At 65.5% G+C, this 21052-nt stretch carries 22 protein-coding genes; 4 read left to right on the top strand and 18 right to left on the bottom strand.

Annotated features, from left to right (window positions below; translation table 11 throughout):
• The 11 genes from nuoK to EPL00_RS05675 form a co-directional block, all read right to left on the bottom strand.
• Positions 1 to 303 carry an NADH-quinone oxidoreductase subunit NuoK gene (gene nuoK / locus EPL00_RS05725; RefSeq protein WP_135851408.1) on the bottom strand — a complete coding sequence of 101 codons (303 nt, stop codon included), beginning with the start codon at positions 301 to 303 and terminating at the stop codon, positions 1 to 3.
• Entirely contained in the window at positions 303 to 749 is a 447-nt protein-coding gene (locus EPL00_RS05720) for an NADH-quinone oxidoreductase subunit J family protein (RefSeq protein WP_238398127.1), read from the bottom strand. The genes nuoK and EPL00_RS05720 overlap by 1 nt, the downstream gene beginning before the upstream one ends.
• Positions 746 to 1018, bottom strand: a complete 273-nt coding sequence (locus EPL00_RS05715; protein ID WP_135852455.1) for an NADH-quinone oxidoreductase subunit J — start codon at positions 1016 to 1018, stop codon at positions 746 to 748. Before EPL00_RS05715 ends, EPL00_RS05720 begins: the two co-directional genes overlap by 4 nt.
• A 52-nt stretch (positions 1019 to 1070) precedes the next feature.
• The gene (locus tag EPL00_RS05710) at positions 1071 to 1532 is read right to left on the bottom strand and encodes a NuoI/complex I 23 kDa subunit family protein (RefSeq protein ID WP_128478025.1); all 462 of its coding nucleotides are present in this window, start codon (positions 1530 to 1532) and stop codon (positions 1071 to 1073) included.
• Positions 1532 to 2614: a complex I subunit 1/NuoH family protein gene (locus EPL00_RS05705; RefSeq protein WP_135851409.1), complete on the bottom strand. Its 1083-nt coding sequence runs from the start codon at positions 2612 to 2614 to the stop codon at positions 1532 to 1534. Before EPL00_RS05705 ends, EPL00_RS05710 begins: the two co-directional genes overlap by 1 nt.
• Positions 2614 to 4290 (bottom strand): NADH-quinone oxidoreductase subunit D, encoded by a 1677-nt coding sequence (locus tag EPL00_RS05700; RefSeq protein WP_135851410.1) that lies wholly within the window; start codon positions 4288 to 4290, stop codon positions 2614 to 2616. Before EPL00_RS05700 ends, EPL00_RS05705 begins: the two co-directional genes overlap by 1 nt.
• Positions 4287 to 4994 (bottom strand): NADH-quinone oxidoreductase subunit B, encoded by a 708-nt coding sequence (locus EPL00_RS05695; protein ID WP_135851411.1) that lies wholly within the window; start codon positions 4992 to 4994, stop codon positions 4287 to 4289. The genes EPL00_RS05700 and EPL00_RS05695 overlap by 4 nt, the downstream gene beginning before the upstream one ends.
• On the bottom strand, positions 4991 to 5401 hold the full coding sequence (locus EPL00_RS05690) for an NADH-quinone oxidoreductase subunit A (RefSeq protein WP_135851412.1): 411 nt from the start codon (positions 5399 to 5401) through the stop codon (positions 4991 to 4993). Before EPL00_RS05690 ends, EPL00_RS05695 begins: the two co-directional genes overlap by 4 nt.
• Positions 5402 to 5768: 367 nt before the next feature.
• Positions 5769 to 6410, bottom strand: coding sequence for a 5-(carboxyamino)imidazole ribonucleotide mutase (gene purE, locus EPL00_RS05685; protein WP_135851413.1), 642 nt, complete (start codon positions 6408 to 6410; stop codon positions 5769 to 5771).
• The gene (locus tag EPL00_RS05680; protein ID WP_135851414.1) at positions 6407 to 7552 is read right to left on the bottom strand and encodes a 5-(carboxyamino)imidazole ribonucleotide synthase; all 1146 of its coding nucleotides are present in this window, start codon (positions 7550 to 7552) and stop codon (positions 6407 to 6409) included. Before EPL00_RS05680 ends, purE begins: the two co-directional genes overlap by 4 nt.
• An 89-nt stretch (positions 7553 to 7641) precedes the next feature.
• Positions 7642 to 9468 carry a flippase activity-associated protein Agl23 gene (locus EPL00_RS05675; RefSeq protein WP_135851415.1) on the bottom strand — a complete coding sequence of 609 codons (1827 nt, stop codon included), beginning with the start codon at positions 9466 to 9468 and terminating at the stop codon, positions 7642 to 7644.
• Positions 9469 to 9548: 80 nt separating this feature from the next.
• On the opposite strand from EPL00_RS05675, the gene ribH reads away from it, so the two are divergent.
• From ribH to EPL00_RS05660, 3 genes are all read left to right on the top strand, one after another.
• Entirely contained in the window at positions 9549 to 9950 is a 402-nt protein-coding gene (gene ribH, locus EPL00_RS05670; RefSeq protein WP_135851416.1) for a 6,7-dimethyl-8-ribityllumazine synthase, read from the top strand.
• A gap of 1 nt (position 9951) precedes the next feature.
• Positions 9952 to 11094 carry a pyridoxal phosphate-dependent aminotransferase gene (locus tag EPL00_RS05665; protein WP_135851417.1) on the top strand — a complete coding sequence of 381 codons (1143 nt, stop codon included), beginning with the start codon at positions 9952 to 9954 and terminating at the stop codon, positions 11092 to 11094.
• A 68-nt stretch (positions 11095 to 11162) separates the two neighbouring features.
• Positions 11163 to 12077 (top strand): universal stress protein, encoded by a 915-nt coding sequence (locus EPL00_RS05660; RefSeq protein WP_135851418.1) that lies wholly within the window; start codon positions 11163 to 11165, stop codon positions 12075 to 12077.
• A 33-nt stretch (positions 12078 to 12110) separates the two neighbouring features.
• On the opposite strand, the gene EPL00_RS05655 is transcribed toward EPL00_RS05660, so the two are convergent.
• On the bottom strand, positions 12111 to 12932 hold the full coding sequence (locus EPL00_RS05655; protein WP_135851419.1) for a nucleoside phosphorylase: 822 nt from the start codon (positions 12930 to 12932) through the stop codon (positions 12111 to 12113).
• 790 nt (positions 12933 to 13722) lie between these two features.
• On the opposite strand from EPL00_RS05655, the gene cdd reads away from it, so the two are divergent.
• The gene (gene cdd / locus EPL00_RS05650) at positions 13723 to 14124 is read left to right on the top strand and encodes a cytidine deaminase (protein WP_135851420.1); all 402 of its coding nucleotides are present in this window, start codon (positions 13723 to 13725) and stop codon (positions 14122 to 14124) included.
• A gap of 60 nt (positions 14125 to 14184) precedes the next feature.
• On the opposite strand, the gene EPL00_RS05645 is transcribed toward cdd, so the two are convergent.
• From EPL00_RS05645 to EPL00_RS05620, 6 genes are all read right to left on the bottom strand, one after another.
• Positions 14185 to 14475, bottom strand: coding sequence for a hypothetical protein (locus EPL00_RS05645; RefSeq protein ID WP_135851421.1), 291 nt, complete (start codon positions 14473 to 14475; stop codon positions 14185 to 14187).
• A gap of 93 nt (positions 14476 to 14568) precedes the next feature.
• The gene (locus EPL00_RS05640; protein ID WP_135851422.1) at positions 14569 to 15603 is read right to left on the bottom strand and encodes an ABC transporter permease; all 1035 of its coding nucleotides are present in this window, start codon (positions 15601 to 15603) and stop codon (positions 14569 to 14571) included.
• Positions 15600 to 16940 (bottom strand): ABC transporter permease, encoded by a 1341-nt coding sequence (locus tag EPL00_RS05635; protein WP_135851423.1) that lies wholly within the window; start codon positions 16938 to 16940, stop codon positions 15600 to 15602. The genes EPL00_RS05640 and EPL00_RS05635 overlap by 4 nt, the downstream gene beginning before the upstream one ends.
• Positions 16937 to 18493: an ABC transporter ATP-binding protein gene (locus tag EPL00_RS05630; RefSeq protein WP_135851424.1), complete on the bottom strand. Its 1557-nt coding sequence runs from the start codon at positions 18491 to 18493 to the stop codon at positions 16937 to 16939. The genes EPL00_RS05635 and EPL00_RS05630 overlap by 4 nt, the downstream gene beginning before the upstream one ends.
• 149 nt (positions 18494 to 18642) lie before the next feature.
• Positions 18643 to 19716, bottom strand: a complete 1074-nt coding sequence (locus EPL00_RS05625) for a BMP family lipoprotein (RefSeq protein ID WP_135851425.1) — start codon at positions 19714 to 19716, stop codon at positions 18643 to 18645.
• Positions 19717 to 19819: 103 nt separating this feature from the next.
• Positions 19820 to 20914 carry a BMP family lipoprotein gene (locus tag EPL00_RS05620; protein WP_202932545.1) on the bottom strand — a complete coding sequence of 365 codons (1095 nt, stop codon included), beginning with the start codon at positions 20912 to 20914 and terminating at the stop codon, positions 19820 to 19822.
• Positions 20915 to 21052 lie beyond the last annotated feature (138 nt).

Genomic DNA, 21052 nt, shown 5'->3' with positions numbered 1-21052 from the left:
TTACCACCTCATCGTCGTCGCTTCGGTCACGTCCACGTCCTTGAAGTTGCGATACAACACGAGGATGATGCCGATACCGACCGCGACCTCCGCGGCCGCCAGCGCCAGCGTGAACAGGCTGAACGTCTGGCCCGTCAGGTTACCGTGGAACTGCGAGAACGCGACGAGGTTGATGTTCGCCGCGTTCAGCAGTAGCTCCACGCTCATCAGGAACAGCAGTGCGTTCCGGCGGGTCAGGATGCCGAACACGCCGATGGCGAAGACGGCGGCCGAGAGCAGGAGGTAGTATTCGACCGGTACCATCACTGCTCACCTCCCGTCTCGTCGGTCCGCTCGGTACCGCCGTCGGACTGAAGCTCCGACGAGGTTCGCGAACCGTCGGTTGGCTCACCGCCGTCCGCGATGACGCCGTCGCCCGGCGTCTCCTCTACTGCTTCCGAACGCAGGGCCGAGACGATCTCGCCGCCGTCGTCGCGTCGGGCCAGCATGACCGCGCCGACCAGCGCGCCGACCAACACGAGGTCGATTATCTCGAACGCGACGAGCATTCCCTCGCTCGGCACGGCGTTCTGTGCGTTGATGTTGAACATCGCGTAGCCGATGCTCGCGGTAATCGAGGCTCCGTCGGGGAACCCGGCGGCTTCACCGAACTCCGCGCCGACGAAGATCCACGCCATCACCGCGAAGAGCGCGAGCGCGGCTACACCGGGCCACTTACGGCCGCCGTCGTCGATTTCGCTGTTACTCATAAGTCGGTCACCTCCTCTGTCTCAGTCTTGGCCTGGCGCGTGAGCATCACGGCGAACGTGATGAGAACGAGGACCCCGCCGACGTAGACGAGGACCTGCATCGCCGCGAGGAACTCCGCCTGTAACAGTACGTAGTGTACAGCGACGGAGAGCAGCGCGACACCCAGCAGTAACGCCGAGTGCCAAATGTCCCGCACCAGGACGACGCCCAGACTGCTCGCTATCGTGACGAGAGCGAACAGCCCGAACGTGAGTAGCTCGTATACCATTTCAGTCACCTTGAAGTTCTCGTATTCGTCCTTTTAACGTTTCGAGACTGGACTACTGGTAGTCCACCTCGCCCTCGCCCTCGCCGATCCACGCGCCCCGGTCGGGTTCGCGGGATTCGAGGGGGTCCATGTCCTTGTACCACGGGACGTTCTTCAACTGCTCTTTGTTGTACACGAGGTCGTCTTTGGTGTCGCCCGTGAACTCGAAGTTCTCCGTGAGCAGGATGGCGTCCACCGGACAGACCTCCTCGCACAGCCGACAGTAGATACACTGTCCGATGTGGAGGTTGTACTGCTCGCCGTTGCGCTGGTCGTCCTGAACGATCTGAATCGTGTCGTTCGGACAGACGTTCTCGCACTGGCGACACCAGATGCAACGCTCTTGGCTGAACTTGTGGACCCCGCGGAAACGGGGGCTTACTTCGGGTGCCACGTCGGGGTACTCGACCGTGAACGTGGACCCGTCCAGTGCGTGCTTCAGCGTCGTCGCCATTGATTTCAGTACTCCGATCATTAGAGCATCACCCCGACGATGACGGCCGTCAGGACGAGGTTAGCGAAGCTCAACACGAGCATGCCCTTCCAGCCGATCTCGATGAGTTGGTCGATGCGAACGCGGGGAACCGCCGACCGCGCCCACTGCGTGAACAGGAAGACTGCCCAGATTTTGATGATGAACCAGATGAATCCCGGCAGAATCGGACCGGACGGACCGCCGAGGAACACCGTCGCAACGATGGCACCACCGAGGAAGATGTGGATGAACTCGCCCATGTAGAACAGGACGAAGTAGATGCTGGAGTACTCGGTCATGTACCCGGCGACGATTTCGGTCGGCGCTTCCGGGATGTCGAACGGGTTACGCCCGATTTCCGCGAGGTTCGCGACCATGAACAGCACGAACGCGAAGGGGTTCACGAACGCGAACCACGACGGAATCGTAACGCCAGCAATCGTCACGAGCGGTTCGGCCTGCTGTGCGACGATTTCGCTGGTCTGGAGCGTCCCCGTGAACAGCACGACCGACGCCGCCGTGACGACGAGCGGAATCTCGTAGGCGATGTTCTGTGCGATGGCGCGCAGACCGCCCATCAGCGAGTACTTGTTGTTCGACGCGTAGCCCGCCATCGTCAGCGCGAGCGTCGCGATGGAGGCGACCGCGAACACGTAGGCCAACCCGGTTTCGGGGTCGGCGAGTTGGAGATTGATGCCGAAAATCGAACCCATCGGAATGACCGCGAAACCGAGCAGCGCCGACCCCGCCAACACGATGGGCGCGAAGTCGTACGCCGGTCGGTCGACGCCGTCCGGGATGATGAGTTCTTTCGCCATCAACTGGACCGCCGCGGCCGGAATGATGAGGAGGCCGAACGGACCGATGCGGTTGACGGCGATGCGGTCGGTGAACGACGCGGTTATCTTCCGCTTGGCCCACGGCCCGGCGACCCCGGCGTTGGCCAGCATGACGTTCGCGATGATGAACGCGCCGATGAACCCCGCGATGGCTTCCTGCCAGATGGCCATCTCGGAGCCGAACAGCACTCTACCGATGGTTTCGGGTAGCAGGGTCGGTTCGGCCTGCAAGGGGAGCAACATCAGCGGTCCACCTCCCCGAGAATCACGTCGAGGCTACCCAGCGCCGCCACGAGGTCGGGCACGTACTCGCCCTCGGCCATCGCCTCCAGCGAGTGGAGGTTGTTGAAACACGGACTCCGAATCTTGAACCGACCGGGCTTGTCGGTGCCGTCCGACCGGATGTAGATGCCGAGTTCGCCCTTCGCGCCTTCGACGGCGCGGTAGACCTCGGTGTCCGGGTCGGGCTTGAGCGTCCGGGGGACGTTCGCTTGGATGTCGCGTTCGTCCTCCGGCCAGTCCTCCAGCAGGTCCACGCACTGGCTGATGATCTTCGCGGACTCCTCGACTTCCCGCATCCGCACGAGGAGACGGGCGAAGTTGTCACAGCCGTCTTCCGTGATGACATCCCAGTCGAGTTCGTCGTAGTAGCCGTAGGGGTCGTCGCGGCGCAGGTCGTAATCGACGCCCGACGCGCGAGCGACCGGTCCCGTACAGCCGTACTGCTTGGCCACGTCGGGTTCGAGGACGCCCGTCCCGATGGTGCGCTTCTGGAAGATTTCGTTGCCCGTGATGAGGTCGTGGTACTCCTCGAGGGTCTCGGGCAGGTCGTCCATGAAGTCCCGAATCTTGTCGAAGAACTCGTCACGGGGTTCGGGTAGGTCCCAGACCACGCCGCCCAACCGGAAGTAGTTGAACATCATGCGCTGACCGGTCAGGTCTTCCAAGATGTTCTGGACCTTCTCGCGGTCGCGCATGGCGTACATGAAGATGGCCGTGAAGTCGCCGTAGATGTCCAGACAGAACGTCCCGAGCGCGAGCATGTGCGACGCGATGCGGCACAACTCGGCGCTCATCGTCCGGACGATTTGGGCGTACTCGGGCACCTCGATGTCGTTCAGGTCCTCCGCTACGCGAGCGTAAGCCCACTCGTTGAGCAGGCCCGCCGACGCGTAGTCCCACCGGTCGGGGTACGGCATAATCTGGTGGCGGTAGGTGCCTTGCTGACACATCTGCTCCTCGCACCGGTGGAGGTAGCCGATGTCCGGCTCCACGTCCGCGACCTGCTCGCCGTCCAGCACCGTCTTGACGTGCAGCACGCCGTGAGTCGCCGGGTGGTGGGGGCCGATGTTGAGGAACATCGTGTCCGACTCGGAGTCGGTCCCACGCTGGTTCTCGGCGATGGGGTTGACGTGTTCCTGCAGCGTGACGATTTGAGGTTTGTCTTGGTCGTAGTCGGAACTCAGCGGGTGGCCCTGCCACGTCTCGGGCAGGAGGATGCGCCGCAGGTCCGGATGGTTCTCGTACTCGACGCCCACGAGGTCGTAGGCCTCCCGCTCGTGCCACTCCGCCGTCTTGTACACCGACGCCGCCGACTCGCTGGTCGGGTTCTCCGGGTCGGTGGGGACGACGACGCTGACCTCTTGGGTCGGGTCGTCGTACTTCTTGAGGTGGTAGATGCTCTCGTAGCGGTCGGGGTAGTCCTGCGCGGTGAGCATCGAGAGGTGGTCGAACCCGGCTTCGTCGCGCAGAATTTCGAGGGTCTCCTCGACCTCGTCGGGTCGGACGACGAACCCTTCGGCGTTCAGGTGGGTCTCGCGGTCGAGGACCCGCTCGCCGAGCATGGCTTCGAGCGCGTCGTAATCGACGCCCTCGACCGCCGGAAGGTCTCCTTCGGGGGATTTCTCTTGGGAACTCATGGCGAATCAGCCCAGTTGTAGCGCATGACGAGGGTGTCCTCGTCGATGTCGTCCGCGAGCTTGTCGATGAGCTCGTCCTGTTCGAGGTCGCCGAACTGCTCCAGTTCGTAGGGCTTGACCGTCACGGGGCTGGTCTCGCCGTTGGCGATGCGCTCTTGGAGCTTGACGACGCCGTAGACGAGCGCCTCGGGCCGGGGCGGGCAACCGGGGACGTGGATGTCCACCGGGATGACCTCCTCGGCCCCCTTGATGACGTTGTAGCCCTCTTGGAACGGGCCGCCCGAGATGGAACACGAACCCATGTTGACGACGAACTTGGGCTCGGGCATCTGGTCGTACACCCGCTTCATCCGAGGAGCGAACTTCGAGACGATGGTCCCCGGAACGATCATCACGTCGGCCTGTCGCGGCGACGCGCGGGGCACGCCCGACCCGAATCGGTCGAGGTCGTGCTTGACCGCGTAGGTGTGCATCATCTCGATGCTGCAACAGGCGATACCGAACTGCAGCATGAACATCGACGAGCCCCGCACCCAGTTCATGAACTTGTCGAACTTGGTGAGGATGAACGGCGACGAGCCGAACGCCTCCCGAAGCTTCGAGTTGAACCGGTTGTCCACGCCTTCGCCCATCCGGGCTTCGCGGGTCTTAGTCTGTGGGTCTGTACTGCTGTGAATCGTATCCCGTGGTTCGTTACTCATTATCTATCCACGCTCCGTTGCGAACGGTCGGGGTTGCGTACCCACCGTACGGCACCGTTACGCCACGCCCAGCCGAGACCGACGACGAGAACACCGATGAACAGCAACATCGGGGCCAGCGTCTTCACCAGTCCGACGCCCTCCATCGAAACCGCGCTCCTGTAGATGACCGTCCAAGGGAAGATGAGGACGGTCTCGATGTCGAAGATGACGAACAGCAGCGCGACCATGTAGTACTGTATGTTGAATCGGATTCGCGTGCCGCCCGTCGGCACCTCGCCGCTCTCGTAGGTGGCGTATTTACCTTTCTCGGGCACGGTGGGCCGGAGCAGGCTGGAGACCGCCATCATCCCGAGCGGTATCAACAGCCCCACCAGCGCCAACGCGCCAATAGCTATCCATGGATTCATGCCGATATTCTCCTACCATCCCGAGATTATGAGCGCACCCTCATAAGCGTTGATTCTTGCGATTCGGACGAATCTGGCCGCCTCAACCCCCTTTCGTCGGCTTGACGGATTCTGTCGGGAAAGCGAATATTTCGTGTCGGAGTTGACGCTCCGAGTGGGAACGTCTTCGGAACCGACACAGCGCGATACCACATCCCTGACGTTAAGCCCACCAAACCGGCCAGAAAACGACGAAACGGTCGGACGCGCCGACTTTCGGGGAAGTGAGTCGGTCGCCGCCGCCCGTCGTTTCGGTCGCCTCGGGGGCCGCGACATCGCGCTCGCGCGCACGAAGAATACAAAGCAAGTCCGTCGCCGTCGCGGTCCCTTACTCGCTCGACTCGCGGAATCCCGGCGTGCCCTCCTCGTGGAGTCGCCGGGACACGTCCGCGACGCCCGCCTGCAAGTCGTCGTGGTACTCGACCAACCTGTCGCGCAGGTCGTCGTGCTGACGCGAGAGCATCTGGACCGCCGACAGCGCCGCGTTGAACGACTTACCCGCGTCCACCGCGACGAGGGGCGCGCCCTGTGGCATCCCCACTACGGATGGCAGGGACTTCTCTTGGACGGGCACGCCGACGACGGGAAGCGGGTACGCGATGGAGGCGGTCATGTTCGGCAGGTCAGCGGACTTTCCGCCAGCGCCCGCGATGATAACGTCGAGGCCGCGCTCCTCGGCGGTCTCGGCGTAGACGTACATCAACTCGGGCGTGCGATGGGCCGAGACGACGTACGTCTCGAAGGTGAACCGCGCCTCGGGCGGGTCGTCGTAGTCGGTGACCTCCTCGAAGCCCAGTCGCGTCAGCGCGTCGTAGGCTCCGGGGCGGCCCTCCTCCGAGCCAGCCATCACGTCGAGGTCCGAGTCGCTCCCCATGACGATGCCGATTTCGGGGGTGTCTTCGGGGTCCCTGTCGCGCTCTGCCTCTGCTCGCAGGTCGTCGATGAGAGTCTGAAGTTCGTCGTCGCTCATTCGAAGGTCACCTCGTCGCGCAGTTCGCGCGCCGTTTCGAGGAGTTCGTCGGTCGATTCGGAGTCCCGCCGGACCACCGTCAGGTGGCCCATCTTCCGCAAGGGGTAGACCTCGTGTTTCCCGTACCAGTGGAGGCTCGCGCCCGGATGGGCCAGAATCTCCTCGTCGCCCGAGGAGTCTGCGGGGCGGCGCTCGTCGCCGTCGCCCAGCAGGTTCGCCGACACCACGGGACGCCGGAGGTCGGTCGCGCCGAGCGGTCGCCCCGTCACGGCGCGGGCGTGCTGTTCGAACTGGGAGGTCAGCGCGCCCTCGATGGTGTAGTGGCCGGAGTTGTGCGGTCGCGGGGCGATTTCGTTGACCAGAATCTCGCCGTCACTGGTCTCGAACAACTCGATGCCGTACACGCCCCGTCCCGACAGCATCGCCAGCACGTCCTCGGCGACCTCGCGGGCGCGCTCGGCGACCGCCTCGCTCGTGCGGGCCGGGACGACCGTCTCGCGCAGAATCTCCTCGCGGTGGACGTTCTCGCCGAGCGGGAACGCCGCCGTCTCGCCGTCTCCCTTCACGCCGATAATCGACACCTCGCGCTCGAAGTCCACGAACTCCTCGACCACCGCGCCGCCCTCGATTTGGTCGAGGGCTGCGTCTATCTCGCTCTCGTCGGCGATTGGGACGTTGCCCCGGCCGTCGTAGCCGCCCTCGCGGGCTTTGAGCATGACAGGGTAGCCGAAGTCTTCGACTGCCGCCAGCAGGTCCTCGCGGTCGTCCACCCGCCGGAAGTCGGGCACCGGCACCCCGGCGTCCCGCAGGGCGCGATTCTGGACCAACTTGTCCTGAATCGTCCGGAGCGTGTCGGGGTCGGGGTTGACCGGCACGCCGTGTCGCTTCGCGACTCGTTCCAGCACGTCGGGGTCGGCCAACTCGATTTCGTACGTCAAGTAGTCGGCGCACGCGGCCAACTCGTCGATTCCCTCCTCGTCGTCGAACTCGCCGACGATTTGGTCGCGGGCGACCGGCGAGGCCGGGCAGTCGGGCGTTGGGTCCAAGACGACCACCTCGACGCCGAGCGGCGCGGCCGCCTCCGCCAGCATCCGACCGAGCTGTCCCCCGCCGACGACGCCAATCGTCTCTCTGTCGCTCATCTGGTCGGCAGTTGTAGACGCCCCTGCATAAGATTTGCCAACTAGGGTGAGTGTTGTGCAAGAATGTGGTTACTTCTCGTCGGTTTCGCTCACCCGGACTCGCCGCGTTGCTCGGGTGGAAGGGCCTCCTCGTCCACGAAGAAGACCGTCTCGCTCCCCCAGAGAGTGAGTTCCTCCTCGAAGGCCCGATAGCCGTCGAGTTGCTGGGCGACGACCTGTCGGTCGCCAGCGCGGGCGACGACGACCGGAGGCGGGTTCGACTCGATTTCCTGCACGTCGGTCGTGCTGTCTACCTCCGCGCCGTACATCTCGGTGTACCACGGGAGCGGCAACCGGTCGTACCACCCGCCGCCAGCGGCCCACCGGTCGTTCTCCGACTCGTCGGCGACGTAGAAGTCCGACCCGTAGTACAGCACGTCGGTTCCCTCGTTGTTGGTCGCGGCGTAGCGCACGCGTTCGAGCGTCGGCCGAATGCCCTCTGCGGGTTGGCCGTACTGGACGAGCGCGTTCCGCTCGGACTCGCCGTCGTCCAAGTACTGGTCGGCGGGGTGCATGTACGTCGTCGTGGCCGCAGTCGCGGCGACTTGCCCGGCGACCAACAGGACGAGGAGCGCCGCCAGCGTCGCACTCATCGCGTCGCCCTCCGTGACGGCTTCGCTCCCCCACCGGACGAGGATGGCCAGTCCGACCCCAGCCGGAATCGCCAGCGGGACGACGGCGTGGACGACCTCCCACGGGAACGCGTTCTCCACGATGACGGGGTAGCCGATGATGCTGACGAAACCCCAGTAGAACGCGAACGCCACCACGTCGCGGGGCTTGTCGCCGACGTAGCGGTCGGTCAGGAAGCCGACTCCAGCGAGCGCCAACAACGCCGCCGAACTCTTCCAGAGGACCGCCCCGAGCGACCGGAACGTGTCGATGTACGACTTCTGGTTGCCCTCGCCCCACTTGCCGACGAACGACTCCCACGACCCGACCGTCGCTTCTTCGATTACCGCGGGGAACAGCCCCGGATTCGAGAACGCCTTCCAGAGACCCGGTTCCGCGATACCCCGCGAGCGCGGCGCGTAGAAGAATATCACCACGGCGAAAAAGAACAGGAGGCCTAGCACGACGTGGAGCGTCCACCTGCTGGACAGGAGGCGAACGACCAGCTTTTTGCCGAAAGCCCCGAACGGACTCCGGTCGTTCTCACCGGCCGACCGGTAGGCATGCACCGCCTCGTAGAGCGGTCCGGGGAGGGCCTCGGCCCTGTCCTCGCCCGAGAGTTGGAGTCGGTGGTCCAGAAGCAGGACCGCCGCGCCGACCCACGTCACGACGTAGACCAGCACGTTCTCCTTGGTCGTGAACGCCAGCGCGAGCATCAGCGTTCCGGCGTAGAGGTATCGGGGCTTGCGGGTGTCGAACAGTCGCGTGTAGAACGCGAGCGCGTACACCATGAACGCCGCGAGGAGAACGTCGTTGCGCATGAACCGCGAGTAGTAGAGGATGATGGGGTTCGCCGCGAAGAACAGACCCACCGTCACCATCTCGACGCGGTTGAGTCGCTCGCGGAACAGCCACGCGGTCAACGGCAGGAGGCCGGAGACCACCGCGACCGGCGCGCGCGCCACGAAGTCGCTCGCGCCGAACAACTGAAAGAGATACTTGTTGACGTGGTAGACGAACGGGCCGTGGATGACAGCGTGGTACTCCCAGATGCCGTTCTCGGCGTAGCGCAGAATCCAGTAGCCGACCCGGCCCTCGTCCCAGTGGAACACTCGCGACCCGAGCGCGAAGAACCGAAGCGTCAGTGAGAACAGCGTCACGGCCAGCACCGCGAGCGCGGCGCGCGTGCCCACCGTTCGCCCGAACGCACTCGTGGACTCGCGCGCCCAGTGGCGGACGTTCGCGGACTCCTCGTCTGCGGTCATCGTTTCCGGGAAGCATCCCGAGGGATACAAGTTTTCCGGAGAACGGTAGTTCTTTTACTCGGCCAAACCTCCACCCGGACATGGTTTCGCTCGGTCTCGTCGTCTCGCGGTTCAACCGCGAAGTTACCGACCAGATGGAAGAACACGCCCACGAAGCCGCCGCCGACCGCGGGGCCGAGGTGGTCGAGACCCTCCGCGTCCCCGGCGCGTACGACGCGCCGCTGGCGGCCGACCGGTTGGCCCGGCGCGAGGAGATAGACGCCGTGGCGGTGGTCGGGACGATAGTGACCGGCGACACCGACCACGACCGAGTCATCGCCGACGCCGCCGCGCAGGGGCTGACCGACGTGAGCCTCGACCGCGACGTGCCCGTCACCTTCGGCGTGAGCGGACCGGGGATGTCTGGCGCGGAGGCCCGCGAGCGCGTGGACAAAGGCAAAGAGGCGGTAGATGCGGCAGTCGAACTTGCGGAGGAACTCTAACATGCACTTTTCAGATAGAATCCAACGAGTCGAACCGAGCGCGACGCTGGCTATCAGCAACCTCGCGTCCGAACTGGAAGCCGAGGGCGCGGACGTGGTGGACCTGAGCGTGGGCGAACCCGACTTCCCGACGCCCGAGAACGTCGTCTCCGCCGGGAAGGACGCGATGGACGCGGGCCACACGGGCTACACCTCCTCGAACGGAATCCCCGAACTCAAGGCCGCCATCGCCGAGAAGTTGCGGAGCGACGGGCTGGACCACGAGGCCGAGAACGTGGTGGTCACGCCCGGCGCGAAGCAGGCGCTCTACGAGGTCGTCCAGACCCTCGTGGACGACGGCGACGAAGTGGTCCTGCTGGACCCCGCGTGGGTCTCCTACGAGGCGATGGTCAAACTCGCGGGCGGCGACCTCAATCGCGTGGACCTCGCTCCGCACGACTTCCAACTCGAACCCGCGCTGGACGAACTCGGCGACGCCATCTCCGACGAGACCGAACTGCTGGTCGTCAACTCGCCGAACAACCCGACCGGCGCGGTCTACTCGGACGACGCGCTCGCGGGCGTCGCCGACCTCGCGGTCGAACACGACGTGACCGTCGTCAGCGACGAAATCTATCAGGAAATCACCTACGGCCCGGAGCCGACCAGCCTCGGCACCTTCGAGGGGATGGCCGACCGAACCGTCACCGTCAACGGCTTCTCGAAGGCCTACTCGATGACCGGGTGGCGACTCGGCTACTACGCCGGTCCCGAAGAACTCGTCTCCCAGTCCGGAAAGCTCCACTCTCATTCCGTGTCGTGTGCGACCAACTTCGTCCAGCACGCGGGCGTCGAAGCCCTCGAACACACCGACGAGTCGGTTTCCGAGATGGTCGAGGCGTTCGCCGAACGCCGCGAGTTCCTGCTGGACAGACTCGACGCGGAAGGCGTCGCGGCTCCCGAACCGGACGGCGCCTTCTACCTAATGATGGAGGTCGCCGAGGACGACCAGACGTGGTGCGAGCAGGCCCTCGAACAGGCCCACGTCGCCACCGTGCCGGGGAGCGCGTTCGGCGCGCCGGGCTACGCCCGCATCTCCTACGCCAACAGCAAGGAGCGAATCGGCGAAGCGGTAGACCGGCTCGTGGACGCCGACCTGTTGTGAAACGAACCCCTATCGACTGAGAACTTCCTTCCTTCTTAAGGGTCGCCCCGTCGTAGTGAGCGGTAGTCATGTACGACACCCTCCTCGTTCCCATCGACGGAAGCCCGCCCGCCGAACGCGCCGCGGAACACGCCCTCGATATCGCTCGTAGATTCGACGCGACGGTCCACCTCATAAACGTCGTGGACGTGCAGACCGCGGGCGGACTCTTCAGTGCGGGCGGCGTCGATCAGGAGTTCGTCGGCCGACTCGAAGAGCGAGCCAGAGCGACGATTTCGGAGGTCGAGGAGTTCGCCGGACCCGACGACGACGTGCGGACCGCGGTCGTCAAGGGCAAGCCCTCCGAGGGAATTCTCGACTACGCCGACGAGAACGACGCGGACCTCGTGTTCATGGGCACCCACGGCCGGACGGGACTGGACCGATACACCACCGGGAGTGTGACCGAGCGCGTCGTCCGCCTCTCGGACGTGCCGGTGTTCACCGTCCGCGTCACCGACCGGAGCGTCGTCGGCGACGGCTACGACGACGTGTTGATTCCGACCGACGGGAGCGACTGCGCCGAGGTCGCGGTCGAACACGGACTCGCCGTCGCCGAGCGGTACGACGCGACCGTCCACGCCGTCAACGTGGTCAACGTGCAGGCCGTGGCGACCGGTGCCGACTCGTGGAGCGAGGAGGGCGTGGACGTGGCGGCGACGACCGACCTACTGGACAGCCTCGAAACGCGCGGCGAGAACGCGACCGAGCGCGTCGCCGAACGCGCTCGCGAGGCAGGACTCGACGCCGTGACCGAGGTCCGCGACGGGGTTCCGGCCCGAAGTCTACTGGATTACGCCGACGAGAACGACGTAGACCTGATTGCGATGGGTACCCACGGCCGGACCGGCATCGACCGCTACTTCCTCGGTAGCACGACCGCGAAGCTCGTCCGGAAGTCCGAAGTGCCCGTCCTCTCGGTCCGCGCGCCGGAAGGCGAGTGAGCCAGCCGGGGTCGTCCCGGCGGGTCGAGACGCCTATTCGAGACTCAGGCCGGGATGCCACCGGTCTACGCCATTCTCTGCTTTCACCTCGTCCATCTGCGCGAGGAGCTTCACCGCGAGGCTCGCCGTCTCGGCGGCGCGGTTCTCGCCCTCCGTCAGGAACTCGCCGGTCTCGCGGTTGGCGAACACCGAGCAGACCGCGCCCGCCCGAAGCCCGTAGATGTTCGCGAGCGTCATGATGGCGCTGGCCTCCATCTCGATGTTCTTGACGTTCGCGTCCTTGAGATTCTCGACGAGTTCGTCGCTCCCGGCGGCCTCGAAACCCTCGAAGCCGGGGCGACCCTGCCCGGCGTAGAAGCTGTCGGCGCTCATCGTGACGCCGGTGTGGTAGTCGTAGCCCAGCCGCTCGGCGGCCGCGACGAGCGCCGAGACGACCTCGTAGTCCGCCACGGCGGGATAGTCCTCGCGGACGTAGGCGTCGCTGGTGCCCTCTTGGCGAACGCCGCCGGTCGAGATAACCAAGTCGCCGACTTCCATCTCCGGCTGGATGGCACCGCAGGAGCCGACTCGGACGAACGTGTCCGCGCCGACGCGGGCTAGCTCCTCGACCGCGATGGCGGCCGAGGGACTGCCGATGCCGGTGGAGGTCACGCTGATGGGCGTCCCCTCGTAGTCGCCGGTGACGGTCCGGTACTCGCGGTGGCTGGCCATCTCGTCGGCCGAGTCCCAGAACTGCGTGATCTTCTCGATGCGCTCGGGGTTGCCGGGCAGGAGGACGGCGTCGGCCACGTCCTCCTCGCCGACCTCGATGTGGTACTGCACGTCGTCGTTCGGGTCTTCGCTGTCGCCGGTCATGCCCGTGGTTGACTCGTCGGCGGGGCTTAAAGGGTTCGTCGCGGCCTCGGGAGCGAGACGGCCACGGCTCGGCGTGGGACGATGCGGCCGGGTTCTGTAACATCTCAACTTTCCACCCGGCGCTCGCGGGCGCGGCGGCTCGTGCGCCGCGCCCACCGTGCGAGGGACGCGGCCGCGGATGCGGCCGCGAGGCTGGGGAGGAGTGAGGCTCACGGTGGCTGTCGCGGAGCGGTCGCGGTGCGGTGACTCCTCGGAGTCGGCGTCAGTGCGGTCGGTGGTCGCTGTCCGGTCAGTGGCCGCTCTGTCCAGTCGGTGGCCGGGGTTCCACTCGATGGTACGGCACGCTCCTCGGGGTCCGCCCCGAGACAGCTACGAATAGTGTTGCGGCGATTGCGCTCCACTACCACGACCCGGATTTCTCGTGTGGCACAGCCCTCTCTCAGGTTAGTCGGACTGGCCGTTACGGGGTGGGGCAGTACCGTCGTCCCGCCAGCGAACGACAGCACGGCCGAGCGACACTGCTGACTGACTCGCCAGCTATCTGGCCCGCAACGGCGCGAAACGTCCGGGCGAGGTTCGTGCCGTTCTCGTACTTCAACCTCCGCACGGAACGCGAGCGAGTCGGGACTCCTCTATCTATGTCTACTGATTGAATTTAGTTCTTTTAGCAAGGGAGAGAGTTTTTATCGCACCCAGTGTCACTCCTCGCGGACGATCGCTCGGCTCCTCGTTCGCACCCACCGCTCGCAGACGGGAGATATTTGACCGACGGCCGCCAACTGCCGCCACCATGGACGAACTCATCGAGGAGGCCCGCGACGCCCAAGCGCAGGCCCACGTTCCCTACTCGGACTACACGGTCGGCGCGGCGCTCCGGGCCGCCGACGGGAGCGTCTACGTCGGCTGTAACATCGAGAACGCCAACTACAGCAACTCCCTGCACGCCGAGGAGGTCGCCATCGCCGAGGCGGTCAAGGAGGGCCACCGCGACTTCGCGGCGCTGGCGGTCAGTTCCGGCGCGCGCGACGGTGTAACTCCCTGCGGGATGTGTCGCCAGACGCTCGCGGAGTTCTGCGACGACGACCTGCCGGTGGTCTGTGACGAGGGCGGCGACGACGGGAGCATCGACGCGAGCGAGTACACCCTCGGCGAACTCCTGCCGAACACGATTACCGAGGAGATGCTGGAGTAGCGGCCCGACTTCGACCGCGGAATCGCCTCGGAAGTCACGCGTCGAGAGGTGCGCGGTTCGCTACTGGCCGAGCCAGTCGTTGTCCGACACGTCGTATCCGTTCGCTCGGCAGTATTCGCGCGCTCGGCGGCGAACCGCCTTCGAACTCGGCCGCTCGCCGTCGCTCTCTAACTGCTCTAATATCCAGTTCGTTACGACCGTCACTCCCTCGTCGTCGTCGTCCGGCGTCACGTCTTCGAGCGCCCGCAACGTCTTGCGATACATCTCGTGTTGCTGTTCTCGGTCGTCGGCTTCCGTGCGGTCGATGTCGTCGGCCTCTCGAATCCGGCCCATCGCTGATTCGACTGTCACGATACGTGTTACGACGCGAGGATAGTAAACGTGTGACCGACATTCGCGTCGAGGAGCGACGAATAGAAACGAAGCGGTCGCCGAGGTCGGTGGCTACTCCTCGCCAGACTCGTAGTGGTCGCCCGCCGCGTCCGGAATCCGGGTGCGGCCGACGAACGCCAGCACGACGATGACCGTCACGTAGGGAATGATGCCGATGAGTTCGCTCGGGATGGAGTAGCCCAGTTGCTGGAGGCGAATCTGGAGCGCGTCCAGACTCGCGAACAGGAACGACGCGCCGAACGCGCCGATGGGGTTGTAGTTACCGAACAGGTAGGCCGTGATACCGATCCAGCCGCGACCGTTGACCATCGTCGCGCCGCCGCCGATGAACTGCCCGACGCGGCCCAAGGCGAGTCCGGCCCCGCCGAGGCCGGAGAAGAACCCCGAAAGCAGGACGCCCGAGTAGCGGACCTTCCGCACGTCAACGCCCACGGTGTCCAGCGCCTTCGGGTTCTCGCCGCTGGCCTCTATCCAGCGACCGAACGCGGTCCGGTTGAGCGCCCACCACGCCGCCGGGACGGAGAGAAGCATCATCACGACCGGCGGGTTCATCTCGATGAATCCGAGATTGAAGTTGTTCAGCGTGGCGACCGGCGGGCTGTTGACCTGCCCCCAGATGACCTTGCTGGCGAACGGCGCGAGACCGAGCGCGATGAGCCACACCGCGAGACCGGCGATAATCTGGTCGGCCTTGAACTCGATGCAGACCACCGCGAACAGGAGCGCGAACAGCACGCTCGTCAGCACCGCGGCGAAGAAGCCGACCCACAGTTCGAGTTGGGTCGGGTTCCCGCCGCTGATGGTCCCGGCGACCGCGATGGAGGTGAACGCCGAGATGATGAGCAGTCCCTCCAGTCCGATGTTGATGACGCCGCTCTTCTCGGCGAAGATACCACCGAGCGCCGCGAACGCGATGGGGACCGCGAGTCGCAGGACCGACCGGACGTAGTTGGCGTCCACGATGCGGACGATTTCGGAGACCGGACTCTCCGGGAAGAACAACTCGACCGCGAGGAGTGCGGCGACGATTAGCACCGCGGCACCTGCGAGCCACCGCTGTTTGCGGGTGGGTTCGGCGTAGCTCATCGCTCGTCACCTCCCTCGTTACCGCCGGTAGTTCCGTCTGTCGGTTCGTCCGCGGGCGTGGCCGCACCGTCGGCCGTCTCTCCTGCGGTGGCCGTCGCCTCCCCGCCGTCGGTGGCGACCGTCTGCTGGTCGTCGCCGAAGCTGAACCGCGCGCCGACCATCCGGAAGAACTCCGGCATGGCGATGAAGAGGATGATGAGACCGCGCAGGACCCCGACCAACTGCTTGGGGACCGCGAGTTGGAACTCGATGGCGAGGCTCCCGGTCTTCAGCGCGCCGAACAGGAGTGCGGCCGGAACCACGCCGAGCGGGTTGTTGCCCGCGAGGATGGAGACCGTGATGCCGTCGAAGCCCAGCGACGGGATGCCGGTCTGCCACCGCGAGGCGACCATCAGCACGTAGACCGCGCCGCCGAACCCGGCGAGCGCGCCCGAGACGGCCATGCTGGAGACCATCATCTGTTTCGAATCGACGCCGCCGTACTCGGCGGCCTCGGGTTGGACGCCGCTGGTCCGCAGGTCGAAGCCGAACGACGTGCCGTTGAGCATCCAGTAGACGCCCCCGACGAGCGCGAGCGCACCCACCAGCGCGAACATCGAGAACACCGTGCTGTCGAAGAAGACCGCCTGCAACTGCGCGAAACTCGGAATCGCTCGCGTCTGGACGGTCTGGCTCTCGGGGTCCTTGAACACCTCCGAGACCAGCGTGAACGCGATGCCGGTCGCGACGAAGTTGAGCATGATGGTCGTGATGACCTCGTTGGCGTCGGCGTAGGCCTTCAGCGCGCCGGGAAGCGCGCCCCACAGGCCGCCGACCAGTCCGCCGACCAGCAGGCCGACCGCGATGAGGAGGACGCCGCCGACGACGCCCGCGGGGACGAAGGGGGCGACCCAGAGGACCGACAGCGCGGTCCCGAGTGCGCCCAACAGGAGTTGGCCCTGCGTCCCGATGTTGAACATCCCGGCGCGGAACGCGACCGCGACCGAGAGACCCGTGAACAGCAACAGCGTGGTCTCCTTGAGCGTGATGGCGAAGTTGTACGGCGGCCACGCCGCGCCCACCAGCATGACCCGGTAGACCGCGATTGGGTCGTAGCAGAACGACCCGACGCCAGCCATCGCGAAGAACGGCGAGTCGCAGGTCGCGACCCACCCCGACACGAGGACGATGACCGCGCCGACGACGACCGAGAGGCCGAGCGCCGCGAAGCTGATGAGGATTCGCTCGGCGGCCGAAGCGTCCACGAGGCGGCCGAGCGCGCGGTCCGCGCGGGTCTGCCACGACTCGTCGCCCGACCCACCGTCAGACGCGTCGGGGGCGTCGGACGAATCGCTCATCGCTCACCTCCCGCGGCGTCGGCGATGCTCGGCGCGTCCTCGGGCGTCTGGCCCGCCATCAGCAGGCCGAGTTCCTCCTCGGTCACGCGGTCGGGGTCCACCACGTCCACGATTTCCCCCTCGTACATCACGCCGAGGCGGTCCGAAAGCTGTTGGACCTCGTCGAGTTTCGACGAGACCAGCAGGACGGACTTGCCCTCGCGGCGCAGGTCCAGCAGGCGTTCGTGGATGAACTCGATGCTCCCCACGTCCACCCCGCGGGTCGGGTGGGAGGCGACCACGACTTCGGGGTCGCGGGCGAACTCCCGACCGACGACGAACTTTTGTTGGTTGCCGCCGGACAGCGACTCGGCGTCGGCGTCGGCGTCGGGCGGGCGCACGTCGTACTCCTCGATGATGTCCTCGGCGTGGTCGCGCGTGTGGTCCCAATCGACGCGCCCGCCCTCGGCGAACTCGGGGGTGTGCTGGCTCCCGAGCAGGCCGTTCTCCACGAGGTCGAACTCCATGACCAGTCCCCGCGCTTGGCGGTCCTCGGGCACGTAAGCCATCCCGGCGTCGATGCGCTCGCGGCGCGAGAGGTCGGTCACGTCCCGGCCGTACATCGAGACGGTTCCCTCCTCGGGCGTCCGGAGGCCCGTCACCGCTTCCACGAGTTCCGACTGCCCGTTGCCGTCCACTCCGGCGATGCCGAACACCTCGCCCTCGCGGGCGGTCAGGTCCACGCCGCCGACCTGCTCGACGCCCCGGTCGTCGGTCACCCGAAGGTCCTCGACCGCCAGTCCCACCTCCCCCGGTTCCACGGCGTCCTTGTCGGCCTCCAGCAGGACTTCCCGGCCCACCATCAGTTCGGCTAGCTCCTCGCGACTCGTCGCGTCGGCGTCCACGGTGCCGACGTTCTCCCCGTCCCGGAGGACCGTGATGTCGTCGGCCGCCTCCATCGCCTCGCCCAACTTGTGCGTGATGAAGATAATCGTCTTGTCCTCGGCCGCCAACTCGTCGAAGACGCCGAACAGGTCCTCGACCTCTTGAGGGGTGAGGACCGCGGTCGGTTCGTCCAGAATCAGCACGTCAGCGCCGCCGTACAGCGCCTTCAGGATTTCGACGCGCTGTTGAACGCCGACGCTCACGTCCTCGACTCGGGCGGTCGGGTCCACGTCGAAGCCGTAGCGTTCGCTCAACTCCCGAACGTCCTCGCGGGCCTGCTCGCGGTCCATCGCGAGTCCGCCCCACTTGCGAGGTTCGTGGCCGAGGACGATGTTCTCGGCCGTGGTCAGCGTATCGACCAGCATGAAGTGCTGGTGTATCATCCCGACTCCGGCGTCGATGGCGTCCCGCGGCGTGTCGAACTCGCGAGGTTCGCCGTGCAGGTTGACGGTCCCGCCCTCCGGTTGGTAGAGACCGTACAGTACGTTCATCAGCGTCGTCTTGCCAGCGCCGTTCTCGCCGAGGAGGGCGTGGACGCTCCCCTCCTCGACTTCGAGGTCGACCTCGTCGTTGGCCACGACGCCGGGGAATCGCTTGGTGATTCCCTGTAGGTGGACGGCTACGCTCATCTTTGGTCGGTGTTCTTCGTCTGCCCGTTTAAGCGACCCGGATTTGTGAAAGAGCTTTCAGGGAGAAGACGTGTTCTGAAAGTCGTAACTCGGCGTTTCTCCCGTTGTCGGCGACGGAGTTCGCCCGACGGAGCCTCTGCGCTCGCGGGCTACTGACTCGTGGTCGTCCCCTGTCCGACCGCGGCCGGTTCGGTCGGCACCTGAATCTCGCCGTCGATTATCCGCTGTTCGGACTGCTGGAGCGCCGACTTGACCTCTTGGGGAATCTCGGACTCCAACTGAGACCCGTACACCGCCTCGACGCCGTTCTGTTCGAGACCGAGTTCGTTGACCGTCCCGCCCTCGAAGTTACCGTTCACGACGCGCCGGATGGACCGGAAGACCGCCTCGTCGACGTGTTTGACCATGCTGGCCAGAATCACGTCGGCGTACTCCGGGAGGCTTCTGGACTGGTCTGCGTCCACGCCGATGGCGTACCGACCGTTGTTCTGGGCCGCCCTGAACACGCCGTTGCCGGTGCCGCCCGCGGCGTGATAGATGATGTCGGCACCGTTGTTGTACATCGAACTCGCGATGGACTGGCCCTGCGCGGGGTCGCTGAACGACCCGGCGTACGCCGAGAGGACGTTCACCTCGGGGTTCGCGTGCTGGACGCCCGCGAGGTATCCGGCCTCGAACCGCTTGATGAGCGGGACCTCCTGTCCGCCGACGAACCCGACGGTCGGCTGGTCGTTGGTCTGGCCGCCGCCCGCGCTGAACTCCCTCGTCGTCATCAGCCCCGCGAGGTGGCCGACTTGGAACGACCCGAGATGCTCCTTGAAGACGTAGCTGGCGACGTTCGGCAGTTCGACCACGGTGTCCACGACCATGAACTTCTGGTCGGAGAACCGTTGTGCGTTACGTTGGAGCGCGTCGGCCTGCACGAACCCGATACAACAGACGAGGTCGTAGTCGGGGTTGCGCGAGCGAGCGAACCGCCGCTGGAGCGTCGCCACGTCGCTCGGACTCCCCGGTTCCGCGTTCTGGAACTGCACCGCGAACTCCTCGGCCGCGCGCTGGACCCCCGAGTTGGCCATGTCGTTGAACGAGTTGTCCCCCAGTCCGCCGGTGGCGTACACCATCCCGACGTTGGTCGGGTCCTGCAAGCGTCCGACCGTCCCGAACGCGGCCGCCCCGCCCACCGCTTGCAGAAACCGACGCCGTTGTTTGCGTTTCCCCCGCATACCCACCACGTTCAGCATCGACCGTGATGAATCCGATGCTTTCTTGCCAGTCGTCAGCGCCGAAACCGAGAGAAAAGCGTCGATACGTCGGATTCCGGGCGTTCTACGGCTCTGTAGGCACGTCGATATCGCCGTTGATGACCTTCTCGCGGGAGTCTTTCAGCTTCGACTTCACGGAGTCGGGAATCTCGGAGCCGAGTTTCGACCCGTAGACCGCCTCGACGCCGCCCTGTTCGAGACCGAGCGCTTGGACCGACCCGCCTTCGAACTCGCCGTCGATGACGCCCTCGACCGAGCGGTAGACGGCCTCGTCCACGCTCTTGACCATGCTGGCGAGGATGACGTTGCTGTACTTCGGGAGGCTCTTGGACTGGTCGGAGTCCACGCCGATGGCGTACCGGCCCTTGCTCTGGGCCGCGTTGAAGACGCCGTTGCCGGTGCCGCCCGCCGCGTGGTAGACGATGTCCGCGCCGCTATCGTACATCGAGTTGGCGATGGACTGGCCCTTGCCGGGGTCCGCCCACGCGCCCGCGTACGCTGAGGTAACTTCCACGTCGGAGTTGGCGTGTTCGACGCCAGCCTTGAACCCGGCCTCGAACTTCTTGATGAGCGGGGTCTCCTTGCCGCCGACGAAGCCGACTTTCAGGTCGTCGTTGGTCGAGGCCGCCACTTCGGTCCCCTCCGCGGACGCCGTGGTCTGGAAGTCACGCGAGGTGAGGAGGGCCGCGAGGTTGCCGACTTGGAACGAGCCTTGGTGTTCCTTGAACGTGTAGCTCGACACGTTGTCCTTCTCGACGGTCGAGTCTACGATCATGAACTTCTGGTCGCCGAACTGCTCGGCGTTCTCCTTGAGCGCGGTCGCTTGGACGAACCCGATACAGCAGACGAGGTCGTAGTCCGGGTTGCTCGACCGGGCGAGCTTCTTCTGGAGCGCCGACACGTCGCTGGGACTCGACGGCTCGGTGTCCTTCGATTTGACCGAGAACTCGTCTTCGGCCTGCGTGATGCCCTTGTGGGCCATGTCGTTGAACGAGTTGTCGCCGAGACCGCCCGTCGCGTACACCATCCCGACGTTGGTCGTCTCCGATCCACCGCTACCGCCGCCACCGCCGCCGATGCAACCCGCGAGTCCTGTTCCGAGGAGTCCTGCGCCGCCGACCTTGAGCATCCGCCGTCTACCCGTGTCAATTTTCGCCATCTTATCGTATCCAGTTCGGCAGGTCATCATAAAACCGTCGCTTCAGAATCAAAAATTGTGGAAAATAGCGGGTAGATGACGCCTCGCCGACGTTTTCGGGGCGGAGCGTTTCGGCGTCGAGGTTCCGAGTCGCCGCGC

The organism is Halorussus salinus (assembly GCF_004765815.2).
Lineage (GTDB): Archaea > Halobacteriota > Halobacteria > Halobacteriales > Haladaptataceae > Halorussus > Halorussus salinus.
Note: the sequence above shows the minus strand (reverse complement) of the source record. Positions and strands in the feature narration are given on the sequence as shown.

Coding starts and splice junctions, on each gene's coding strand:
- cdd (WP_135851420.1), top strand. CDS start 13,723: ATGGACGAACTCATCGAGGAGGCCCGCGACGCCCAAGCGCAGGCCCAC.
- EPL00_RS05700 (WP_135851410.1), bottom strand. CDS start 4,290: ATGAGTTCCCAAGAGAAATCCCCCGAAGGAGACCTTCCGGCGGTCGAG.
- EPL00_RS05620 (WP_202932545.1), bottom strand. CDS start 20,914: ATGGCGAAAATTGACACGGGTAGACGGCGGATGCTCAAGGTCGGCGGC.
- ribH (WP_135851416.1), top strand. CDS start 9,549: ATGGTTTCGCTCGGTCTCGTCGTCTCGCGGTTCAACCGCGAAGTTACC.
- EPL00_RS05665 (WP_135851417.1), top strand. CDS start 9,952: ATGCACTTTTCAGATAGAATCCAACGAGTCGAACCGAGCGCGACGCTG.
- EPL00_RS05675 (WP_135851415.1), bottom strand. CDS start 9,468: ATGACCGCAGACGAGGAGTCCGCGAACGTCCGCCACTGGGCGCGCGAG.
- EPL00_RS05655 (WP_135851419.1), bottom strand. CDS start 12,932: ATGACCGGCGACAGCGAAGACCCGAACGACGACGTGCAGTACCACATC.
- EPL00_RS05635 (WP_135851423.1), bottom strand. CDS start 16,940: ATGAGCGATTCGTCCGACGCCCCCGACGCGTCTGACGGTGGGTCGGGC.
- EPL00_RS05625 (WP_135851425.1), bottom strand. CDS start 19,716: ATGCGGGGGAAACGCAAACAACGGCGTCGGTTTCTGCAAGCGGTGGGC.
- EPL00_RS05680 (WP_135851414.1), bottom strand. CDS start 7,552: ATGAGCGACAGAGAGACGATTGGCGTCGTCGGCGGGGGACAGCTCGGT.
- EPL00_RS05710 (WP_128478025.1), bottom strand. CDS start 1,532: ATGATCGGAGTACTGAAATCAATGGCGACGACGCTGAAGCACGCACTG.
- EPL00_RS05660 (WP_135851418.1), top strand. CDS start 11,163: ATGTACGACACCCTCCTCGTTCCCATCGACGGAAGCCCGCCCGCCGAA.
- nuoK (WP_135851408.1), bottom strand. CDS start 303: ATGGTACCGGTCGAATACTACCTCCTGCTCTCGGCCGCCGTCTTCGCC.
- EPL00_RS05705 (WP_135851409.1), bottom strand. CDS start 2,614: ATGTTGCTCCCCTTGCAGGCCGAACCGACCCTGCTACCCGAAACCATC.
- purE (WP_135851413.1), bottom strand. CDS start 6,410: ATGAGCGACGACGAACTTCAGACTCTCATCGACGACCTGCGAGCAGAG.
- EPL00_RS05715 (WP_135852455.1), bottom strand. CDS start 1,018: ATGGTATACGAGCTACTCACGTTCGGGCTGTTCGCTCTCGTCACGATA.
- EPL00_RS05690 (WP_135851412.1), bottom strand. CDS start 5,401: ATGAATCCATGGATAGCTATTGGCGCGTTGGCGCTGGTGGGGCTGTTG.
- EPL00_RS05720 (WP_238398127.1), bottom strand. CDS start 749: ATGAGTAACAGCGAAATCGACGACGGCGGCCGTAAGTGGCCCGGTGTA.
- EPL00_RS05630 (WP_135851424.1), bottom strand. CDS start 18,493: ATGAGCGTAGCCGTCCACCTACAGGGAATCACCAAGCGATTCCCCGGC.
- EPL00_RS05640 (WP_135851422.1), bottom strand. CDS start 15,603: ATGAGCTACGCCGAACCCACCCGCAAACAGCGGTGGCTCGCAGGTGCC.